We start from the raw sequence: 20,847 nt of genomic DNA on the forward strand, positions 1-20,847 counted from the left end.
GGAATTTTTATAAATCGCGAGTAAAATTTCAGCGCAAGAGCAGGATTAAATTTAAAACTAAAGTTTTAGGCAGTGTGGATAAAATTTTATAAATTGATCTACTTAAATTAAATTTTAAATTTAATAGAATTTTATAGTAAAATTTCTCGCTTGAAATTTTAAGCGTGGAATATTGCATACTGTGTTGTTGCAAAATTTTTGTTATAAAACCCTATGCTAAAATTTTAGGACTAAATTTGCGGTGCATTTAGTTTAGCCGCGAATAAAGCTTCCTAGGGCTTCAAGCTCGCATGCGGTTATGGCAACTTCAAGCCCTGAAACGATCGTAAGTTTTGCAAATTTTATAAATCCGCGACATTAAATTCTAAAAATTATGAGCTACTTAAGAGGCGAAAACGTCTATTTTTTCGCTTCTTTCGGCGCGATCGGCGGGTCAAGCTGCATAATCTTATCGCCTAAGCGCTGAAAATTTGCAAGGCTTTTTAGGTGGAAATACGCTAACTCCAGATATCCGCGGCGCGCGAAATCCGCGAGCTTTTTATCGCTTAGCTTCAAAAGCTTTTCGCGATTTACGACCGAAAAGCCGTTCAGCAGAGACGATTCCTTGCCGCTAGAGTTGATGCCGAGCTCTTTGGCCTCTAAAATCCCCGCCTTTTGAAATTCCGCCGCCGCAACGCGCGTGCGCATATCCAAATCGGCGTAGTTTTTCATCACCTCTTTTAAATTTTGTAAAAACGGCGTCGGCTTGCCGTCTTTAAAAAGCGCCTCGCCGTCGCCTTTTATCTGCTGCGCGTCTTTGTCGAAGCAGATCGCCGTCTGCTCGCCGATCTGGGCTAGGAAAAACGGATAATTCTGCACCGAGGAAGGCACTGCTCCCTTATAATCCTTATCGATTAGAACGTTTTTGGTGCGCCCTAGCAGCGCCACCATTTTGGGCTCTTTTTCGATAGTAAATACGATAACGAGGTTGTCCGCGCAAAACGGAATCTCCGGCGCGATAACCGGCACGAAAGGCGCGGTGGGAAATGCGTCTGCGTGATACTTCAAATCCGCGTGTTTAACGCTATCTAATACGACTGGGGTCATGTTGGTCCTTTAAAAAATTTTAGCAATTATATAAAAAAGAATATTAAAATTCTAAAGGGTTTTGGAATTTCGGCTGTTTTTGCTTGCATAAATTTAGACGTTTGGAATTTTAAATTTGATAGAATCACCGTTAAATTTAAGGAGCAAAAGTGGGCTTAGATGAGCTTTTGGCGCTTGCTGAGGACGCCGCAAAAAAGGCAAACGCCGCGATAATGCAAAATTACGACAAATTCGACGTCTTTGTTAAAGCGGACAAATCGCCGCTTACGAATGCCGATCTTGCGGCAAACGATGTAATAATGAGCACCCTGGAGCCTAGCGGTATCGCGATCTGCTCGGAAGAGTGCGTGCTGGATAGCAAGCGGCGCATGAGCGAGGAGAGATTTTGGCTGATAGATCCGCTGGACGGCACGAAGGAGTTTATCGCGCGCAACGGCGAGTTTTGCGTCTGCATCGCGTTGATCGAGCGTGGGCGCCCAATTTTAGCAGTGATCAGCATACCAATAAGCGGCGATATATATAGCTCAAATGGCGGCGGAGTTTATAAAAACGGCGTACTGCTCGCTCGCCCCACTAGCGCGCCGCAAATCTTCATGCAAGGGCACTATAGCAGATCCGCAAAATACGTGCAATTTGCGCAGAAATTTGGAATGCAACTAATGTGCAAAGGCTCTGCGATAAAATTTTGTATTTTAGCCGAGGGGGGCGCCAGCGCGTATGCGAGATTTAGCGACTGTTCGCTCTGGGACATCGCCGCTGGGGATTTTTTGCTGCATCAAAGCGGCGGAGTGGTGGTAGATCTAAAGACGATGGAGGCGCCTCTTTATAACGGAAAAAGCCTGATAAATAACCATTATTTGGCGGTCGGCGCGAATGCGATGAAAAATTTATCTGAAATGTTAGAATTCGCAAAGAACTTTTAAGTTAAATTTATAGTAAACGCTCTATAATATAAATCCAAAAATTTTTTATCAAAGGATAAAAACATGAAGGGCTTTACTATGATCGAATTAATTTTCGTGATCGTGATTTTAGGTGTTTTGGCGGCAATTGCCATTCCAAGACTAGCAGCTACACGCGATGACGCAGAGGTTGTAAGGACGGCGCATAACGTAGCTACATCGCTCAACGATTTGGTGGGCTACTATACGGCGCAAGGTGAATATAACCAGGATTTTTCACAGATGATGAATGTGCCAAATCCTATAAAGGTTAAAGGCGATATCTGCGCCACATACAAGTACGACAACAAGGAGCAAGTGACCTTGACCAAAGGCAGAGATGGCTTATGTGATCGGGTATGGAGTATGCCGGGACTTAAAAATATAGATAATATCTATAGCTCAAATGCTCTTATTATCGTCCAATGACCTATTTTGCGTGGGGTTTTAAATCCCACGCCTTTTTATTCAAAAATCCAAGCAAAATTCCAATCATCCAAACAATTGCGAAAAATATAAAGATAAAACTCCAAAATTGCGCCAGATCCACGCTTTTACTTGCCGGGAATAGATACCAGCCTCCGCTATAAAGCGCCGTTAGTTTGGCTTGCAGTCCGTCTAGCATTGTATCGGTTGGCACCGCCGGTACGTCGAATGCGCAGCTGTTAAATGGCTTAAAAATTGGCACTACGCTTAGATCAAAATTTAAAAATTTCACCGCTCCACCACAGCCGCTCATCCCGCTCATATCTCCGCTCCCTCGCAGTACCGTGTGAATTTTAGCTAAATTTAATGACGATACGAAGCCCAGCGCCGCGCCGTAAAACCACACCGCATATCCACAGATTGCGCCGTAAACGTCCTTGCCGCAAACCACTAAAATCACCGCTCCTAGCGCTACGGTGCAAAGCGCGAATCTCACGTGAATGCTAAAGCTTTCCGGATAGATAAAAAGGAATTTTTGCAAGAAAAAATATGAAAATGCTAGCCAAAAAAGCGCCCAAATAGCGCAAAAGGCGAGAAATCTTTTAGAGTATCTGTTTTGAAATTTTAAAATCATAAAAATCCTTTCCGCGCATAATTTTATAATAAATTGCAGATATTTTTGCTAAAATTCCAGCTTTCATAGCAAAAATTTCAAGCAGAGGGTAAAATTTTGAAGGGTTTCTTACGCAGACTAGAAAGAGCTTTTGATGCGTTCGCAAATATCTTAGGCGTATTGAGTATCGTATTTTTGGCGCTTTTAGTTATAGTCGTTTTTTACAATGTTGTGGCGCGTTATCTTTTTCCTGCCGCAAATTCCGTCGCTATGCAAGAACTTACGTGGTGGCTATATTCGGCGATGTTTTTATTCGGTGTGACCTACGCGCTCAAAGAAAACGCCCACGTTCGCGTGGATATTTTTTACGAAAAATTTAGTCCCACTGCAAAAGCGCTCATAAATATCTTAGGTACGATATTTTTCATTTTGCCTTTCGTGGCGCTCGTGGCATTCTTTTCGATCGATTATGTAAGCGAGGCTTATACGAGCCATGAGGCCAGCGCCAATCCCGGTGGTATGCAGCATCTTTGGATCATCAAGTCCGCAATCACGCTTAGCTACGCGTTTTTATTTATCTACGCATTTGGATTTTTGATTAAAAACATTAACGCTCTGCTTGATGTTAGGGAAAACAAAGGCTCGGAATTTCTTAGTGGGAATTCTTCGGGCGCACAGAGTGTGTGAGGGCAAAATGAGCTTAAATTTAAAATTCTATAAATTTCACACTTTTTGCGCTTGGGCGGAATTTTGCCACGGCAAGATAAAAGGTGGCGAGCTATGATAGGCATAGTGATGTTTGCGGCAGCGCTTTTTATGCTGTTACTCGGTTTTCCCGTTGCGTTTACGTTCGGCGCCGTGGCTGTGATTTTCGGCTTTATCTACGGACTTAGTGAGGCGTGGGATTACGCGCAGGGCTTTGAAATTTTAACCGAAGCTTTCGAGGATATGAGCAGACAGTTTTTTTCACTGATGCCTAATAGAATTTACTCGATTATGGAAAATCAGCTGCTAATTTCGGTGCCGCTTTTTATTTTGATGGGTATGATTTTGCAAAAGACTCGTCTTGCGGAGCGTTTATTAGAGTCGATGGCATTTTTATTCGGCGGCGTACGAGGCGGCGTGGCGATCAGCACCGTTTTGGTAGGCGCGTTACTTGCGGCTACGACGGGCATCGTGGGCGCGACTGTCATTGCTATGGGCGTCATCAGTCTACCCGTGATGATGAAATACGGCTACGATAAGCCGCTGGCTACCGGCACTATCGCTGCTGCGGGCACGCTTGGGCAGATTATCCCGCCTTCGATCGTGCTGATTATTTTAGGCGATATACTTTCGGTCTCTGTGGGTGATCTTTTCTCTGCAGCAATTATTCCTGGACTCGTGTTAGTGGGTTTTTACGTGATTTATATTGCGATTATTTCATATATTTGCAAAGATTATGCGCCGCCTGTTCCGCCGCTAGAGGGGCTTAGCAAATCAAAGCAAATTTTTATCGCGCTTAAAAACGTCGTGCCGGTGCTCGTGCTGATTTTGCTCGTCTTGGGATCTATTTTTGCGGGCATCGCTACGCCTACGGAGAGCTCGTCGGTAGGCTGCTTGGGTGCGATAGCGCTAGCTGTTTTATACCGCACGTTTTCGTTTAGGCTGATCTATGACGCGCTAAAAAATACCGCTAAAATTTCGGGCATGGTTTTTATGATTTTGATGGGCGCCACGGCATTTTCGATGATTTTTTCTTACACGGGCGGAGATGAGGTCGTAAAAAATTTTATGGAAAATCTGCCTGGTCAAGCATGGGGATTTATCGCGCTTACGATGGTAGTTATCATAGTGCTTGGATTTTTTCTCGATTATGTCGAAATTTCATATATCATTTTGCCAATACTTTTGCCGATAGTAGAGTCTTTGCATATCAATCCCGTGTGGTTTGCGATCTTAATCGCTGTAAATTTACAAACGTCGTTTATGACGCCGCCATTTGGATTTTCGATATTTTTCTTAAAGGGCGTGACGCCGCCGCAAATCCATACCACGGATATTTACAAGGGCGTACTGCCTTTTATTTTATTGCAAATTCTAGTGCTATTAACGCTCGCAATCTTTCCGGGAGTTTTTGGTTTAAAAGCTTTTTTAGGCTAGAAATATTAAAATTCACGCTAAATTTAACCTAGGAGCTAAAAATGGCTAAAAAGCTTATCGACGTTATGGATACGACCTTTCGCGACGGATTTCAGTCAGTTTTCGGCGCGCGCGTGGCGATGGCGGACTTCCTGCCTGCCGTTAGCGCGGCAAAAGACGCGGGCATCACGCACTTTGAGTTCGGCGGCGGCGCGCGGTTTCAGAGCCTGTATTTTTACCTAAACGAAGACGCCTTTGAGATGATGGATAAATTTAGAAGCATCGTGGGACCTGAGGCGAATCTGCAGACCCTTAGCCGCGGCGTAAATACCGTCACGCTCGATACAGGCAGCCGCGAGATCATCGATCTGCACGCCAAGCTTTTTGCCAAGCACGGCACGACGACGATTCGAAATTTCGACGCGTTAAACGATGTGGAAAATTTAAAATTTAGCGGCGAGTGCATACATCGTCACGGTCTTAAACACGAAGTCGTAGTTACGATGATGGATCTGCCACCGGGATGCAGCGGCGCGCACGATGCGGCGTTTTACGAGAGAATTTTGCGTCAAATTTTAGACGCGCAGATCCCGTTCGACAGCGTCTGCTTCAAAGACGCAAGCGGCACCAGCAGCCCGCAGAAGGTCTATGAGACGATCAAGCGCGCGCGTAAAATTTTAGGCGACGGCGTGCATATTCGCCTGCACACTCACGAGACGGCGGGCGTTAGCGTCGCATGCTACCAGGCTGCGCTCGTTGCGGGCGTAGACGGCATCGACCTTGCCGCGCATCCCGTAAGCGGCGGTACGAGCCAGCCGGACATTCTTACGCTGCTGCACGCGACGAAGGGGCAAAATTTCGACCTGGGCCTGGATGCAGAGAAAATTTTAAAATACGAAGAGGTTTTGGGCGAGTGCTTGAAGGATTACTTCATGCCGCCCGAGGCTACGCAGGTAAGCCCACTCATTCCGTTTAGCCCAATGCCCGGAGGCGCGCTTACTGCAAACACTCAGATGATGCGCGATAATAAAATTTTAGACAAATTTCCAGCCGTCATCAAGGCTATGCGAGAGGTCGTCGAAAAGGGCGGCTTTGGCACGAGCGTGACTCCGGTCAGTCAGTTTTATTTCCAGCAGGCGTTTAACAATGTAATGTTCGGCCCGTGGAAAAAGATCGCCGAAGGCTACGGCAAGATGGTGTTAGGCTATTTTGGCAAAACGCCCGTTAAGCCGGATGAAGGCGTGATTAAGATGGCGGCGGAGCAGCTGGGACTACAGCCTACGACCAAACACGCCGTAGATATCGCCGATACCGACGAGAGCAAGAGCGTCGCGTATGCGCAGAAGATTTTACGAGAGCAGGGCATCGAGCCTAGCGAGGAGAACATATTTATCGCGCTTGCGTGCAAAGAAAAGGGTATCGCGTTTTTAAAAGGCGAGGGCAAGGTGATGAGCCGCAAAAAAGAGGACGTAGCGCCCGCCGCAAGCCATCAAAGCGGTATTTCTAAAAACGGCAAATTTGACGTTAAGATTAACGGTAAAATTTACAGCGTAGAATTTGCCGGGCAAAACGTGCTCGTAAACGGCGATCGATACGACGTCAGCTTCGATACTTCGGCACCTGCAAAGCCGCAGCTGCAAGGCTCTGCCCACGAGCAGCCCACTGCTGACGCGCGAGGTGGTACGGACGATAACGATATAAAAGCGACGCTTCCTAGTAACGTATTTAAAATTTTAATAAAGGAAGGCGACGCCGTTAAGGCGGGGCAGAATGTCATCGTTCTTGAAGCGATGAAGATGGAGATAAATATCGAAAGCCCACGTGACGGCGTAATCGATAAAATTTTAGTCGCCCAAGGCGATACGGTCGATGCCGATCAAGTGCTCGCGATTTTAAGATAAGCTCTAAAATTTAGGCGGGCGCTTCCGCCTAAATTTCATGGCGATCATCCTCGGTGCTTAAGCGAGCTCATCTAAATTTTAAGCTATAATAGCGCAATCTTTTATCAAAATTTAATTTAAAAAGGACGCAAAATGACAACTCCGAACGATCTGGATAAACTAGGTCTTAAAAATATCAAAAAAATCAACCACAACCTAAGCTACGACGAGCTTTTCGAGCTTGAAAAGGCGATGGGCGAGGGACGCGTATCAAGCAACGGCACCTTTATGGTCGATACCGGCATCTTTACGGGTCGCAGCCCCAAGGATAAGTACTTCGTAAAACAAGATCCGAGCCAAAAATACATCGCTTGGGGCAAGATAAATCAGCCCATCCCAAAAGAGCTTTTCGATAAGCTTTTAGCCAAAGCCAAAGCCCAGCTAAGCGGCAAGGAAATTTTTATCCAAGACGCATTTTGCGGCGCTAGCAAATCCAGCCGCAAAAACGTGCGTTTCGTAACCGAAGTCGCGTGGCAGGCGCATTTTGTAAAAAATATGTTCATCCGCCCAAGCGAGAGCGAGCTAGCGGAATTTCATCCCGATTTCGTCGTTTACAACGCGTGCAAATGCAAAAACGAAGATTACGCGAGCGACGGGCTGCACTCCGACGTTTTCGTTATCTTTAACGTAGAGGAAAACGTCGCGGTTATCGGCGGTACGTGGTACGGCGGCGAGATGAAAAAGGGAATTTTTTCGATGATGAACTACTGGCTGCCGCTTGCGGGCAAGATGTCGATGCACTGCTCGGCAAACGTAGGCAAGGATGGCGACACGGCGCTGTTTTTCGGCCTAAGCGGCACGGGCAAAACGACGCTATCAACCGATCCAAACCGCAAGCTAATCGGCGACGACGAGCACGGCTGGGACGATGAGGGGATATTTAACTTCGAGGGCGGCTGCTACGCGAAGTGCATAAATTTAGACCCGAGCAGCGAGCCTGAAATTTACGCCGCGATCAAACGCGACGCATTGCTTGAAAACGTGGTCGCAGATGAGGCTGGCGTCGTGGACTACAAAGACGGCAGCAAGACCGAAAACACCCGCGTTAGCTACCCGATCTATCATATCGATAACTACGAGCCAAGCTCTGCGGGCGGCCATCCGAAAAATATCATCTTTTTAACAGCCGACGCATTCGGCGTTTTGCCGCCGGTCGCAAAGCTTACTAAAGAGCAGGCGATGTATTATTTCCTAAGTGGCTATACGGCCAAAGTCGCGGGCACCGAGCGCGGTATCACCGAGCCGGTGGCGACCTTTAGCGCGTGCTTCGGCGAGCCGTTTATGCCGCTGCACCCGACCGTTTACGCTAAGCTGCTAGGCGAAAAGATCGACAAACATAATGTGAGCGTCTATCTGGTAAATACCGGCTGGAGCGGCGGCGCGTACGGCGTAGGCAAGCGAATGAGTATCAAAGCTACGCGCGCGTGCATAAACGCGATCCTAGACGGCAGTATCAAAAAATGCGAATTTGAAAATTTCGAGAAATTTAACCTTGCGATCCCAAAAGAGCTAGCAGGCGTCGAGACGAAGCTGCTAAATCCGATCAATACATGGACGCACCCGGCGGAATATAAGATCACGCGCGATAAGCTTGCAAAGATGTTTGAAGAGAATTTTAAACGCTACGAGGACGTAAAAGAGGGGGTCGAGTTTGCTAAAGCGGGCCCTGCGGCTTAGGCTTCTGGGTCTCGGGGCGATTTGCGCGCTTTTTGCCGCATGCGAAAACACCCCCTCAAATTTAAAACAGCCGCTCGTTGCGATGAGCGGCTTTTCCTTTTACGACGATCCACTAAGCTACATCAACAATGTGCGCGCAAAATCGGGGCTAAATCAGCTTTCGCAGAATGAAATTTTAAATATCTCTGCGCTTAATCACGCAAAATATGTCGTCGCAAACGAGGCGATGTCGCACGACGAAGCCCCTGGCAAGCAGGGCTTTACGGGCGAAAATCCGTCAAAGCGCGCTTTTTACGCAGGCTATAATGCCGTCGTGAGGGAAAATTTATCCTATAATTCAAGCGATCTAAAAAGCGCGATCGATGGGTTACTCAGCGCGATTTACCATAGATTTGCATTTTTGGATTTCGCCTCGGATGAGATCGGCATCGGCTATTTTGAGCACGGCAAAAAAAGTAGCTACGTTTTTGAGATGGGAAATTCGCGTCTCAACGCCTTTTGCTCGCGGAATTTAAACGACGAAGGAAGCGGCAAATTTCTACTTGGGATGTGTAAAAACGAAACGCTGCGGATGAGGGAGGATAAGTTCAAAGGCGCCACCGCGCTGAACTCGCGCCCTTACGTATACTACCCGAACGACGAGCCCGCGCTCGCATTTTTTAGCAACGAAATTCCCGATCCCATGCCCGAGTGCAAAATCACCGCAAACCCCGTAAGCGTGGAGTTTAATGCCGAGGGGCCGCCCGTAACGATGAAAAGTTTTAAAATTTACGAAAGCGGCAGGGAGCTTCAAAACGTTAAAATTTTAGACAAAAACTCCGATCCTAACGCCATTTTAAGCGATAGGCAGTTCGTGCTTTTCAGCAGAGATGTTTTTAAATTCGACGCCAAATACGGCGCGGAGTTTAATTACGAGCAGGGCGGGAAGCAAAAGACGCTGCGGTGGGAGTTTATCACGCAGGCACCTAAATTTAGATACTTCGTCGTTCAAGGCGGAGAAAATTTGAGCGTGAAAAACGGCGCGTTTTACGATATATTCGTAGCCCCCAAAGACTGCAACGATTTGATGAAAAGCTACAAAACCAGCTACTCTTTTATGGATAAGCCCGAAATTTCAAGCCCCGCGGCAAATATGCTGCGCGTAAAGCTAAACGGCGCAAAGGGCGCGAAGCTTGAAATTTCGACAGACAACGGTGCAATAATAAATCTGTATTTAAACGACGACTCCAAAAGCTACGGCGGCATGGGTAAAATTTATGCCGCAATCGCGGTGGTTTTAGCAGCGATCATTTTGTTTTATCTTTTAGCAAGAAAGCGGTGATGACGGGTGCGGGAGGGCTATTTGGCGCAATGCCCGCTTACAGGCTAGGGGTTTTGCTTTGCAGACGCGACGCACCGCTTGCAAAAGGCAGACAAAAGGATAGATCATGACAAAAAATGAAGGTAAATTTTATATTTCGCTAATGGGCGAAAATAGCCATGAGGTGGATATCCCCGCGGGGCAAGGCAGCTTTAGTATCACGCCTAAGGGCTACGGCGATGCCTATGTAGATGCGGATACGCCCATTTCGTGGAGCGCATTTGACGGCATGCAAATACCGGCCGGCGGGCATTGGCCCAGGTTTTTCTACTACGCGGGCAACGACGCGGGTTTTGCGCAGTGGTCGCAGGAGCGTGAGATAGAGAGCTTTTTCTGGGCGCTGCAAAAAGACGTCTCGCTGGATCTTAGCAAGGCTCACATCCGCCGCCTAAGCCTAGACTGCGATCGCTTTAAAATTTGCGTTCGACTCGGCGCAGATACGCGCAAGGCGGAATTTTACGGCAAGGCAGAAAATTTTACGATCGAGGACGCGAGCGGACTTAAAGACGTTTCCTTTTGCTTTCGCGAGGATGGCGCCGAGGGCGCGGAGCCGTTTAAGCTACCGGTGTTTGCGGCGCTGGCAGGCATAGAGCGCATAGAAATAGACGCGCCCGTTTGCGGCGAGCCATTTGATTGCGAGAGTTTGTTGCAGTTTTCCGCGCTAAAAAAGCGTCAGTCTAAACGGCGCCGTCTGCAACCTGCGTGTCCTTAGCGAGCTTGAGGGATTAAATTCCATCCAGATAAGATATTGCCGCGATTTGAGCGGGCCGCCTAGCTCGTGGAGGGGCTTAATTATTTTATCGCGTGGAATGTCGAGCAAGACGCAGGCAAGGCGCTTAAAAAGGAGCTTACCGCGCTTACTAAAACGCGTGAGTTTCGATACGCCGCCGTCGCGTAGCTGCGCAAAAAGGCGTGGTTTGAGAGCGAGTTTAACGTCCCCTTTACAAACTGGGAGGGCAAAAACGGCAAGGCCGCGCCTACAAAACCGCGTTAAAAGCGATCAAAAAAGCAAGCTGCGAGCGCGAAGCAAGAGCGGTCGTAGAGGGGCTCGTAGGCGCGATAAATAAGCTACCGAATATCGAGACGCCTGAGCGCGAGGACGCTTATGTGGCGGTACGCCAGATAGCTGATAATGCGCGCTTTGAGATACCGCAGAGCAAAACGCAGGAGTGGTTTGATGCGGTGCGGGATTTTTAAAATTTATCCCAAGCGGCGCATGGTTGAAATTTATCCGAAGCACAGCGCGGTTTAAATTTATCTAAAAAGCGACGCCGTACGGCAAAGCCCACGCTGAGCGTATTTTGCTTTCTTGAGCTAAAATTTAGAGAAAGCCAGCAATCGGCTCAGACTGCAAAAAGGCGAATAAATTTGCGAACATTTTGCAATTCGCCTGCTTCAATGTAGATTGAGCTTTGCACAGCTGCGGCAAGTGCTTTGCCCGTCCGCCGTAAATTTTAAAATCTACGCGCCAAGCTTTTCGTATCTATGAAAGATGCTTTGCCAGCTAGCTCAATAGCCTGCCTATAGCGCGGTTTCATTCATATTTTTTCTTATATTGCCTCGCTTCTATTTTTATGCTCTTACTACTTAAATTTAACGCCTAGTGTCTTAAAATTCTCGCTACACGCCGAAATTTATACGCATATCTCTAGCTTTTGTGACTAAATTTTAAATCTCGTCCCCATTTATCTCATCGGCAAGTTTTAAAATTTTATCCTGCACGGCACCTGGCGCATAGATATCCATCCATTCTATCCCATTCGAAGCGCTAAAAAGTACGGCGATCCGCCCCTCGCTCATCGCGCGCTTGGCAAGCTTGGTCGCCGCTGGGCTGTTGCCCATATTTGGCGTCTCGTCTATGCTTATCTCGGCGCAGCGGCGTAAAATAGGCGCCAAATCAAACTCTCCTTCGAGCAAAATAATAACCGAGCCGCGTCTAAAGCTGCAAGCGTTCCAAAAGATTTCGGCGCCGTTTACGCATTCGCGCGAGAGATCGAGGCGAAATTTGCCCCGCTCGCGCACGAGAAAACTAAACTCGCTCAAGTTTAGCGGGTGCTCCACGCTACCGAATGCCCCCACGATGCTATCTTTGCGTCCGTTGTAGACATAGGCGGCGAGCGCGTTTTGCAGTAGCGGTGCGATGATCTGCTCATGCGCGCTCGTGTGATCATCATCTCTAGCGCGGCCTGCGATCTTTACGAAAAACGGTTTGAAATACTCCATAAACGCTCCTTAAATTTATAAAATTTGCTCGCTTTTGCTTTTAAATTTAGCGCTAGCGGCTGTTAAATTTAGCTAGCTCGCCGCCGCATTTTCGGCTTGCCTTTCAGCCGCCGCCGTTTTTAAATTTTAAAATTTTATACAGGCTTTGGCGCGTAAAATTTAAAGCGCCGTTTTTCTATATTTAGCACGCTCTTAAAGCGCCGCGCCCCTAAATTTATCGCCGTGCACCGCGATCGCTTCGGCGTTATTTATCGGCACCAAATTTAGCTTGCCGCCGTAAATTTTTAAAATTTCGGCTGCGCTTTGCACGAACGGCTCTTCGCCGTAGTGCGGCACTGGGTAAAATTTCGCCAGATCAAGCCCCGTTTGCGCCGCAGCCCCGTAGTCTCCCGCATCGTCCATCGCGCTCGCGTACTCCACGCTAGGCGTCGCGATCATCGCGCCCGCCGACTCGCCCACGTACACGAGCTTGCCGCTTCGGACGCGATCTGCGATGAGGCTAGCAAGATCTTTCTTTTTAAGCTCGCGCAAAAGATAAAAGGTGTTGCCGCCGCTTACGTAAAGCACCTGCGCTGCGCCGATTTTTGCCTTCGCTTCGGTCTCGCTCGCTTTTGAAACGTCTAAAATTTGAACCTCAAAACCCATTTTGGCAAACGCCTCTTTCGCCTCGTCCACGTAGTCTCGGTACTCCTCTACGTTTGCGGCGGTCGGGATAAAAAGTACCTCTTTAGCGCTGATATTTTGCCTCGCATAGTCCTCAAAAAGCGTCGCCGCACCCGCAAAATAGGAGCATAAAAACATCTCTATCATTGTTTTTCCTTTAATTGAATTTGCGCTGATTTAAAGCGCTCGTAAAGCTTGACCACAATGACTGCGAACAAACGTATTTCAAAACGAGTAGATCAAATTCTACCGCGCCCGCAAAGCAAGCGCACGACAAAAAACGGCGCGGGCGGAATTCTGTCAATAAAAGGGCAAAATTTACCGCCGCAGCAGTTTGCAAACTATGCAAAAACCGAACGCAGCGCAAATCACTCCACAATCGCCAACTGCCTGGCGATTTTAAACTTCACTGAAACGACGCGAGCCTGCTAGATTAAGCTAGCTAGAGGAGTCGATCAGAGCGAACGATCAAAACGATCAAATCAAGCCAATCGATCTAATCAACCAAGGCAAAACGCCTAGTGCTTTTTATCTTTAAAAAATCTAACGATCTTAGCCTGCAGCTTGAACCACTCGCTAAGCTCCATTATAGGATGCCCTGCGTAGTTTTTGCCGCCCGCCAGATCCTTGCTTATGCCGCCGCGCGCCGCGATCTGAGCGAAATCGCCCACGCTTACGTGCCCGCCGCTGCCGCTCTGTCCGCCCATCACGACGTTGCGTCCAAGCGTCGTCGAGCCCGCAAGTCCCACCTGAGAGACGATGAGGCAGTTTTGCCCAAGCTCGCAATTGTGCCCGATCTGAACGAGATTGTCGATCTTGCTGCCGCGCTTAACGATCGTCGAGCCGAATACCGCGCGATCGATCGTCGTGCACGCGCCGATCTCAACCTCGTCTTGCAGCACGACGTTGCCGTTGTGATAAATTTTAACGTGCTCGCCCGTTTTGGTGTGCGCGTAGCCGAAGCCGTCGCTTCCGATAACGGCGTTTGCGTGGATTATGCAGCGCTCGCCGATGATCGCGTCGTTGTAGATGACGGCGTTTGCGTGGATCACGCAGCCGCTTCCGATATGCACGTCATCGCCGATATACGCGCCGCTTGAAATGACGCAATCCTCGCCGATCGTGGAATTTACGCCGATATGCACGTTCTGCCCGATCTGCGCGCTAGCGGCGATCTTTGCGGGCGTGCCGCTGCGAATGAGCGGCTTGGCAAAATGCGCGCTTAAGATCGCAAAGGCTAGATGCGGGTTTTCGCACTCCAACGCTCGCACGCCGTTTGGAACCGCAGTGCCGCACTTTACCAGCACGGCGGCTGCTTTGGTGGCGGATAAAAATTTCTCGTTTTTGTCGCTATCGCAGTAGCTCAGCTCGCTTTGCCTTGCGTTTTGAAGCGAATTTATCGCGGTAATCTCCGCGTCCGCTCCGCTAAGCTCTATATTTAAAATTTCAGCAATTTTAGATAATTTCATTTGCGCTCCTTTGATTAAATTTTATCGCCGCTTACATATCCAGCGCGACGCTGCCGCCGCGGACGACGTCGATCGGATTGTATTTTTTTATCGTCTTTAAAAATCCGTCGATGCGGTCTGCGTCGTCGCACGCCATGATGACGATCTTGCTGTCGTCGCTGTTTGCAATACTGCCGTTGTAGGCTTTTAAAACTGCGTCAAGCCCCGCTAAATTTTCGCCCAGCGCGATCTTTACCAAAACCATCTCCTTTTCGACAAATTTTGCATCATCGATGACCTTGTAGACGGGGATCAGTTTATGAAGCTGCTTAGTGATCTGCTCTATGACGCGCTCGTCGCCCGAAGTGACGATGCTAAGGCGCGATAGACCGGTATTTGGGATCGGTGCAACGGTGAGGCTGTCGATATTATAGCCGCGCCCCGCGAAAAGCCCCGAGATCCGCGACAAAACGCCATGCTCATCGGTAACGACGACCGATATTACTCTTCTTATGCTATTCATCCTAAGACTCCTGCTCAAAAATCATATTATAAAGCGCGCCGCCTGCGGGCACCATCGGCCAGACATTTTCGAAGCGATCGATCTTAGCCTCGATGACGCTTACCTTTTTGCTCGCAAGAGCCTGCTTCAGCGCATCTTCGAATTCCGCTTTGGTGCTAACGCTAAAGCCCACGCCGCCGAAGCCCCCCGCAATTTTTACGAAATCAGGCTGCGAGCTAAGATCGGTCGATGAGAAACGCTGCCCGTAAAACAGGCTCTGCCACTGCCGCACCATGCCTAAGAAATTGTTGTTTAATACGATATTTACGACGTTTAGACCGCTCGCGCTCGCCGTCATCAGCTCTTGGATATTCATCAAAATAGAGCCGTCGCCGCTAAAATTTATAACCGGTCTATCTCCCGCATAAGCCTTCGCGCCCAATGCCGCAGGAAGGCCGTAGCCCATCGTGCCCTGCCCTCCGCTACTTAGCAGAGTGCGCGGCTTGCAAAACGGATAAAACTGCGCGACCCACATCTGATGCTGCCCCACGTCCGTAGCGATGATAGCGTCCTCGCCCGCGATTTTTGCGGTGCTTTGGATAACCCACTGCGGCTTTAAAATTTCATCGCTGTCGTTAAATTTAAGCGGGTGAATTTCATCGTATTTGCGGATGAGCTCGCGCCACTGCTCGAAATTTGCAGCGCTGACCTCGCTTTTGATGCGCGGCAGCATCTCCTCTAGCACCGATTTCACGTCGCCCACGATCGGATAATCCGCGTTTATGATCTTTGAAATCGAGCTAGGATCGATATCGACGTGGATGATTTTTGCGTTTTTGCCGAATTCGCTAAGCTTACCCGTGACGCGATCGTCAAATCTCGCGCCCAAGCAGATTATCAGATCCGACTCGCTAAGCGCCATATTTGCGGCATAGCTGCCGTGCATTCCTACCATGCCGAGGCAGTTTTTATCGTCACTTCGCACGGCTCCTAGCGCCATAAGGGTTTGCACGACCGGGATCTGCGCAAACTCGCTAAGCTCGCGAACCAGCTCGCTAGCACCCGCGCTGATGACGCCGCCTCCGATGTAGAGGATAGGCTTTTTGCAGCTTGCGATTAACTCGACGGCTTTTTTGATCTGTTTAGAATTTCCCTTATAATTCGGCTTGTAAGTTTGCATCTTGATTTCGCTAGGATATTCAAAAATGCCAAGCTTCGCCGTTACGTCTTTGGGAATATCAACGTGCACGGGTCCAGGTCTGCCGCTGCGAGCGATATAAAAGGCCTCTTTTAAAATTCTAGGCAGCTCTTCTATCGTTTTAACTAGATAGTTGTGCTTGACGCAGGGGCGCGAAATTCCGATCGCATCTATCTCTTGAAAGGCGTCGGTACCGATGAGCGAGGTCGCTACCTGGCCGCTGATAAGCACGATCGGGATGCTGTCGCTATACGCCGTAGCAAGCCCCGTAAGCGCGTTCGTAAATCCAGGACCGCTCGTGACGACAGCCACGCCGACCTTGCCGCTAGCGCGCGCGTATCCGTCCGCAGCCATCGCCGCGGCCTGCTCGTGGCGCACCAAAATGTGTCTGAAGTATTTTTGTTTATAAATTGCATCATATATATTAAGCGCCGCGCCGCCCGGGTAGCCGAAAACAACCTCGACCCCCTCCTGCCGCAACGCCTCCACGATCATCTGCGATCCGCTAATTTCTTTCATACGCCCATCCTGTTTCGTTGGAATAATTTTGTGATTATATTATTTTGTAAATTAAATTTCACGAATTTTAGGCGGTAGATCGGGTCGAATTTCAAATTTAATAGCGGTGCAGACAGGGCAAAATTTCAGAATTTAGCGAGAGTAGAAAAGGCAAATTTAAAATTTAGCCATAAATTTAAAACGGACGGGATATTCGGATTTAAAATTTTAAAGTGCGGATTTGTTTCGACCAAACGCGGCGTATAAGTTTTAACGTAAAATTTTAGCTTGAAATTTTGCCATGCGAGGCTCGATTAAATTTACAAAATTTTTTGAAATTTTATCGTAGCGTGGAGCGACGCCAGCGTAAATTTTAAATTCTACACTACCAAAATTTTAAAATTTAGCCGTAAATTTAGGGCGGGCGGAATCTCGATTATAAAATTCTAAAATTCCGCCCGCATAAAATTAAATTTTAAAATCCTCTATCTACCTGCACGCCTACGCCTACACTAGCGCAGTTGCCGCTTTGCGGATCGCAGTCGCCGAAGCTTGTGACGCTACTGGATCTTTTCGAGCGGATCGTTCCCATATGCATAGGCACCGGCATGTTACGGCGCGAGCTTCCGCCAATCTCGCTATCGCTCATACTGCCAGAACTTCTCCTGCGAGAATAATCATCACGCGGAGGTGGCGGTGGCGGAGGAGGTGGTTTTATACCTCCCGGAGGTGGTGGCATACCGCCAGGAGGCGGAGGAGGTGGCGGCATCATACCACCAGGAGGTGGGGGTGGCGGAGGAGGCGGCATGCCGCCGCGTCTATCATATCCTCGTGGAGGTGGAGGCGGAAAAGTACCGGTTTCGGTAATAGTGATGCCGTTTCCGTAATTTTCCACGCGTCTATAAGTGGAGCCTCCGTAAACCGTGCGGGTGCGGGTCTTTTCGACCACGACTATGTCGCGATCAGGCTGCACCGGCTGCTGCACGTTAGCTCTAGGCGATATTTCAAAGCTCTTCTGCAGTTTAGCAGTATCGTAACTTGCAAAGCCGTTGATACCCTTTAGCTCATCTGCACTTGAAATTTCGCGTTTTTGGCGGTATTGCATAAGCATATCCGCCCTACCCGCATCAAGCCCGCCGATCGTCATCAGCTCGTAGCGACTAGCTTCGTTTATGTTGATTTTCGCCGCGGCGAGGCTCACTAAAAGAGCCAAAATCACTAAATTTTTCATGTGCGCTCCTTTGTTGGAAGTTACCAAATTCTAAACCCTCACGATAAATCTTTGATTAACACGCAAGCAAAATTTTGCTACAATTGCCTATCTTATTTCAAAGGATCAACCGATGAACGGAATTTTGCTCCTATGCGACGAACCCGCCGCCTACCAATCCGAGCTAAAAAAACTAGATAAAATTTTATCCATGAGCTTTCACAACGTTTTGCAACTTTGCATCGCTGGCGACAATGCCCTTTTTAGCAGAAGCGAGCTTGAAAAAGCGCTCGCAAACGGGCAGGATGAGCGCGTGCGAAAGGCGGCGATAGAGCGCTTTGCGCAGATTTTAGAGCAGTGTAATTTTGTGCTGGTTCGCGGCGCGGCGGGAGCCGATATGCGCGAGCTAAATTTACAAATCGCCAAGGATCTAAATATCCCCGTTTGCAGATTTTATCCTAACGAAATTGCCGCGCGCATCGGCGAGCGCGCAATCGCTGCGGCCAAAGCGGTAAGCTTTGCCAGCATATATGAGGATAAAATTTCATTTTCCGCGCTAAGACCTGCACAAGAGGGTGTAAATTCTAAAAAATTGGAGCTTTGCGGCAAAAATTCTGCCTGCGAAAAGGGCGCAAAATTTCACGACGAAAATTCCGCTTGCCAAAGCGGCGCGATAGAGCTTGATAAAGTCGTTGCCGACAAAAGCTACTTCACTGACGCCGCAAACTCCACGCGCTGTGAAATTCTAACCCCGTTGAAATTTGAAAGCAAGCTCTACGCCAAGGCTCGCGCGAACGTTAAAACCGTCGTACTGCCCGAAAGCGACGATGAGAGAATTCTGCGCGCAGCTGCAATTATAAAGCAAAGCGGTGCGGCAAATTTGATCCTTTTAGGGCGGCAAGACGAAGTGCAAAAAAACGCGAGCGAGCTGGGGCTCAATCTAAGCGGCGTTAAAATTTTAGATCCGCAGACGGATGCGAGCTTAGAAAAATTTGCGCGCGATCTTTATGAGCTTCGCAAGGCAAAGGGTATGAGCGAGGCGCAGGCGCGCGATTTAGTGCGCGATCGCACCTACTTCGGCACGATGCTCGTGTATGAAGGGCTAGCCGATGCGATGGTAAGCGGGGCGAGCACGACTACTGCGGAGACGATCCGCCCCGCGCTTCAGATCATCAAGACCAAGCCGGGCATCGCGAGCGTTAGCGGCGCGTTTATAATGTGCCTGGATACGCAGGCTCTGCTTTTTGCCGACTGCGCCGTAGCGCCTAGCCCTAGCGCGGAGTATCTGGCGGGTATCGCGATCTCAAGCGCCGCGACCGCAAAGGCGTTCGGGCTTGAGCCGCGCGTGGCGATGCTGAGCTACTCCAGCGGCGACAGCGGCAGCGGCGATAGCGTGGAATTCATAAAAACTGCGACGCAAAAAGCGCGCGAAAAGGCGCCGGCGCTCACAATCGACGGACCGCTGCAATTCGACGCCGCAGTCGATGCTGCAGTCGCTAAGAAAAAGATGCCGGGCTCCGCAGTCGCAGGGCATGCGAACGTATTTATCTTCCCCGATCTTAACTGCGGAAATATCTGTTATAAGGCCGTTCAGCGCACCGCAGGCGCTGTGGCGATCGGACCGATTCTGCAGGGCTTAAAAAAGCCGGTAAACGATCTAAGCCGCGGCTGCAAGGTCGCCGATATCGTAAACACGATACTTATCAGCGCCATTCAAGCGGGAGAGAATTAATGGATATCCTAGTCATAAATTCCGGTTCGAGCTCGGTTAAATTTAAATTCCACGATATGCTAAATCACGCCTGCATCGCAAGCGGGCTCATCGAGGAGATCGGCTCGACGCACGCAAGCGGAAGCATCAATTGCGCCAACGGACGAAGCATAAAAGTTGAAAACGAGCAAATTCCAAATCACGAAACCGCGATCGCAATCGCGATTGATCTTTTAAAACAAAGCGGAGTAATCAAAGATCTAACTCAAGTAGGCGGTATCGGACACCGCATCGTTCAGGGTGCGGATTATTTCGACGCTCCCGCACTCATAGATGATGACGTAATGGCTAAAATCGCCGAGCTTGCGCCGCTTGCACCGCTACACAATCCCGCAAATTTAGCAGGCATCAAATCCTGCCTAAAGATCGCTCCTAAAATTCCAAACGTCGCGGTTTTCGATACGATCTTTCATCAAAGCATCCCGCCTTATGCGTATATGTACGCGCTGCCGTATGAATTCTACGAAAAATATAAGGTTCGCCGCTACGGCGCGCACGGCACGTCGCATTGGTTCGTCTCGACAATGGGAGCGAAATTTTTGCGTAAAAAATACGAAAACTTCAACGCCATTACGCTACATCTTGGCAACGGCTCGAGCGTGAGCGCCATAGAAAACGGCAAATGCATCGACACCTCAATGGGGCTAACGCCGCTTGAAGGCATCATCATGGGCACCAGATGCGGCTCGATCGATCCCGCGATCATCCCATATATCGAGCGCGTCGCGGGCTACAACGCGCAGGATATGGACGTTATAATGAACAAAAAAAGCGGACTTTTGGGCATCTGCGGTGCAAGCGATCTGCGAAAGGTTTACGAAAAGATGGAGGGTGGCGAGCCACGCGCGAAACTCGCGTTTGAGATGCTCGTGTACAGCGTCGTTAAGATGATCGGGGCGTATTATGCCGTGCTCGGGCGAGTGGACGCTTTGATCTTTACCGGCGGTATCGGCGAGAATGCACCGCATTTTAGACAAAATGTCTGCGAGAAGCTCGCTCATATCGGCATCGAAATCGATGCGACAAAAAACGCCAAAAATACCGGCTCGATTAGAAATTTAAGCGCGGCGGATAGTAAAATCAAAACGCTCGTAATCCCTACCAACGAGGAACTTGCGATCGCTGAAGCTACGGTCGATACGATCAACAAAAACTCCGCGCAGATCGACT

The 20,847-nt window shown here is 48.9% G+C and carries 19 protein-coding genes; 11 read left to right on the plus strand and 8 right to left on the minus strand.

Going from position 1 to position 20,847, the window contains the following annotated elements:
- Positions 1-399: 399 nt before the first annotated feature.
- Positions 400-1,086, minus strand: a complete 687-nt coding sequence (locus Q0257_RS05925) for a SapC family protein (RefSeq protein WP_298022820.1) — start codon at positions 1,084-1,086, stop codon at positions 400-402.
- A 149-nt stretch (positions 1,087-1,235) separates the two neighbouring features.
- Between Q0257_RS05925 and Q0257_RS05930 the strand changes: the two genes are divergently transcribed.
- Complete coding sequence (locus tag Q0257_RS05930; RefSeq protein ID WP_298022823.1) at positions 1,236-2,009, plus strand: 3'(2'),5'-bisphosphate nucleotidase CysQ; 774 nt, start codon at positions 1,236-1,238, stop codon at positions 2,007-2,009.
- A gap of 63 nt (positions 2,010-2,072) precedes the next feature.
- Positions 2,073-2,456: a type II secretion system protein gene (locus Q0257_RS05935; protein ID WP_298022826.1), complete on the plus strand. Its 384-nt coding sequence runs from the start codon at positions 2,073-2,075 to the stop codon at positions 2,454-2,456.
- A 1-nt stretch (position 2,457) separates the two neighbouring features.
- Here Q0257_RS05935 and Q0257_RS05940 read toward each other — a convergent pair whose 3' ends face one another.
- A complete protein-coding gene (locus tag Q0257_RS05940; RefSeq protein ID WP_298022830.1) occupies positions 2,458-3,087 on the minus strand; it encodes a hypothetical protein in 630 nt (209 codons plus the stop codon).
- A 96-nt stretch (positions 3,088-3,183) separates the two neighbouring features.
- Here Q0257_RS05940 and Q0257_RS05945 point away from each other — a divergent pair, with 96 nt between their 5' ends.
- The 6 genes from Q0257_RS05945 to Q0257_RS05970 all read left to right on the plus strand — a co-directional run bounded on the left by Q0257_RS05945 (position 3,184) and on the right by Q0257_RS05970 (position 10,876).
- The gene (locus Q0257_RS05945) at positions 3,184-3,753 is read left to right on the plus strand and encodes a TRAP transporter small permease subunit (protein WP_005871495.1); all 570 of its coding nucleotides are present in this window, start codon (positions 3,184-3,186) and stop codon (positions 3,751-3,753) included.
- Positions 3,754-3,846: 93 nt separating this feature from the next.
- Positions 3,847-5,208, plus strand: coding sequence for a TRAP transporter large permease subunit (locus Q0257_RS05950; protein ID WP_298022833.1), 1,362 nt, complete (start codon positions 3,847-3,849; stop codon positions 5,206-5,208).
- A 41-nt stretch (positions 5,209-5,249) separates the two neighbouring features.
- The gene (locus Q0257_RS05955; protein ID WP_298022836.1) at positions 5,250-7,088 is read left to right on the plus strand and encodes a biotin/lipoyl-containing protein; all 1,839 of its coding nucleotides are present in this window, start codon (positions 5,250-5,252) and stop codon (positions 7,086-7,088) included.
- Positions 7,089-7,220: 132 nt separating this feature from the next.
- Positions 7,221-8,804, plus strand: a complete 1,584-nt coding sequence (pckA, locus tag Q0257_RS05960; RefSeq protein ID WP_298022839.1) for a phosphoenolpyruvate carboxykinase (ATP) — start codon at positions 7,221-7,223, stop codon at positions 8,802-8,804.
- Positions 8,779-10,125, plus strand: coding sequence for a CAP domain-containing protein (locus Q0257_RS05965; protein WP_298022842.1), 1,347 nt, complete (start codon positions 8,779-8,781; stop codon positions 10,123-10,125). Before pckA ends, Q0257_RS05965 begins: the two co-directional genes overlap by 26 nt.
- Before the next feature lie 106 nt (positions 10,126-10,231).
- Entirely contained in the window at positions 10,232-10,876 is a 645-nt protein-coding gene (locus Q0257_RS05970; protein ID WP_298022844.1) for a hypothetical protein, read from the plus strand.
- A 956-nt stretch (positions 10,877-11,832) separates the two neighbouring features.
- Here Q0257_RS05970 and Q0257_RS05975 read toward each other — a convergent pair.
- Positions 11,833-12,387, minus strand: a complete 555-nt coding sequence (locus Q0257_RS05975) for a hypothetical protein (protein ID WP_298022847.1) — start codon at positions 12,385-12,387, stop codon at positions 11,833-11,835.
- A 192-nt stretch (positions 12,388-12,579) separates the two neighbouring features.
- Positions 12,580-13,197 carry a Type 1 glutamine amidotransferase-like domain-containing protein gene (locus tag Q0257_RS05980; RefSeq protein WP_298022850.1) on the minus strand — a complete coding sequence of 206 codons (618 nt, stop codon included), beginning with the start codon at positions 13,195-13,197 and terminating at the stop codon, positions 12,580-12,582.
- A gap of 57 nt (positions 13,198-13,254) precedes the next feature.
- Between Q0257_RS05980 and Q0257_RS05985 the strand changes: the two genes are divergently transcribed.
- A complete protein-coding gene (locus tag Q0257_RS05985) occupies positions 13,255-13,482 on the plus strand; it encodes a hypothetical protein (protein WP_298022853.1) in 228 nt (75 codons plus the stop codon).
- Between the two features lie 86 nt (positions 13,483-13,568).
- On the opposite strand, the gene lpxD is transcribed toward Q0257_RS05985, so the two are convergent.
- The 4 genes from lpxD to Q0257_RS06005 all read right to left on the minus strand — a co-directional run bounded on the left by lpxD (position 13,569) and on the right by Q0257_RS06005 (position 17,927).
- Entirely contained in the window at positions 13,569-14,519 is a 951-nt protein-coding gene (lpxD, locus tag Q0257_RS05990) for a UDP-3-O-(3-hydroxymyristoyl)glucosamine N-acyltransferase (RefSeq protein WP_298022856.1), read from the minus strand.
- Between the two features lie 31 nt (positions 14,520-14,550).
- Positions 14,551-15,021 (minus strand): acetolactate synthase small subunit, encoded by a 471-nt coding sequence (gene ilvN / locus Q0257_RS05995; RefSeq protein WP_297882007.1) that lies wholly within the window; start codon positions 15,019-15,021, stop codon positions 14,551-14,553.
- 1 nt (position 15,022) lies between these two features.
- Positions 15,023-16,717 carry an acetolactate synthase large subunit gene (locus Q0257_RS06000; RefSeq protein ID WP_298022859.1) on the minus strand — a complete coding sequence of 565 codons (1,695 nt, stop codon included), beginning with the start codon at positions 16,715-16,717 and terminating at the stop codon, positions 15,023-15,025.
- 454 nt (positions 16,718-17,171) lie between these two features.
- On the minus strand, positions 17,172-17,927 hold the full coding sequence (locus Q0257_RS06005) for a helix-hairpin-helix domain-containing protein (RefSeq protein ID WP_298022862.1): 756 nt from the start codon (positions 17,925-17,927) through the stop codon (positions 17,172-17,174).
- A 112-nt stretch (positions 17,928-18,039) separates the two neighbouring features.
- Here Q0257_RS06005 and pta point away from each other — a divergent pair, with 112 nt between their 5' ends.
- Positions 18,040-19,638, plus strand: coding sequence for a phosphate acetyltransferase (gene pta, locus Q0257_RS06010; protein ID WP_298022866.1), 1,599 nt, complete (start codon positions 18,040-18,042; stop codon positions 19,636-19,638).
- Positions 19,638-20,847: acetate kinase (locus Q0257_RS06015; RefSeq protein WP_298022869.1), on the plus strand; the 1,210-nt coding region annotated here is incomplete at its 3' end. The genes pta and Q0257_RS06015, both read left to right, overlap by 1 nt.

It is taken from the genome of uncultured Campylobacter sp. (assembly GCF_938018035.1).
Taxonomy (GTDB): domain Bacteria; phylum Campylobacterota; class Campylobacteria; order Campylobacterales; family Campylobacteraceae; genus Campylobacter_B.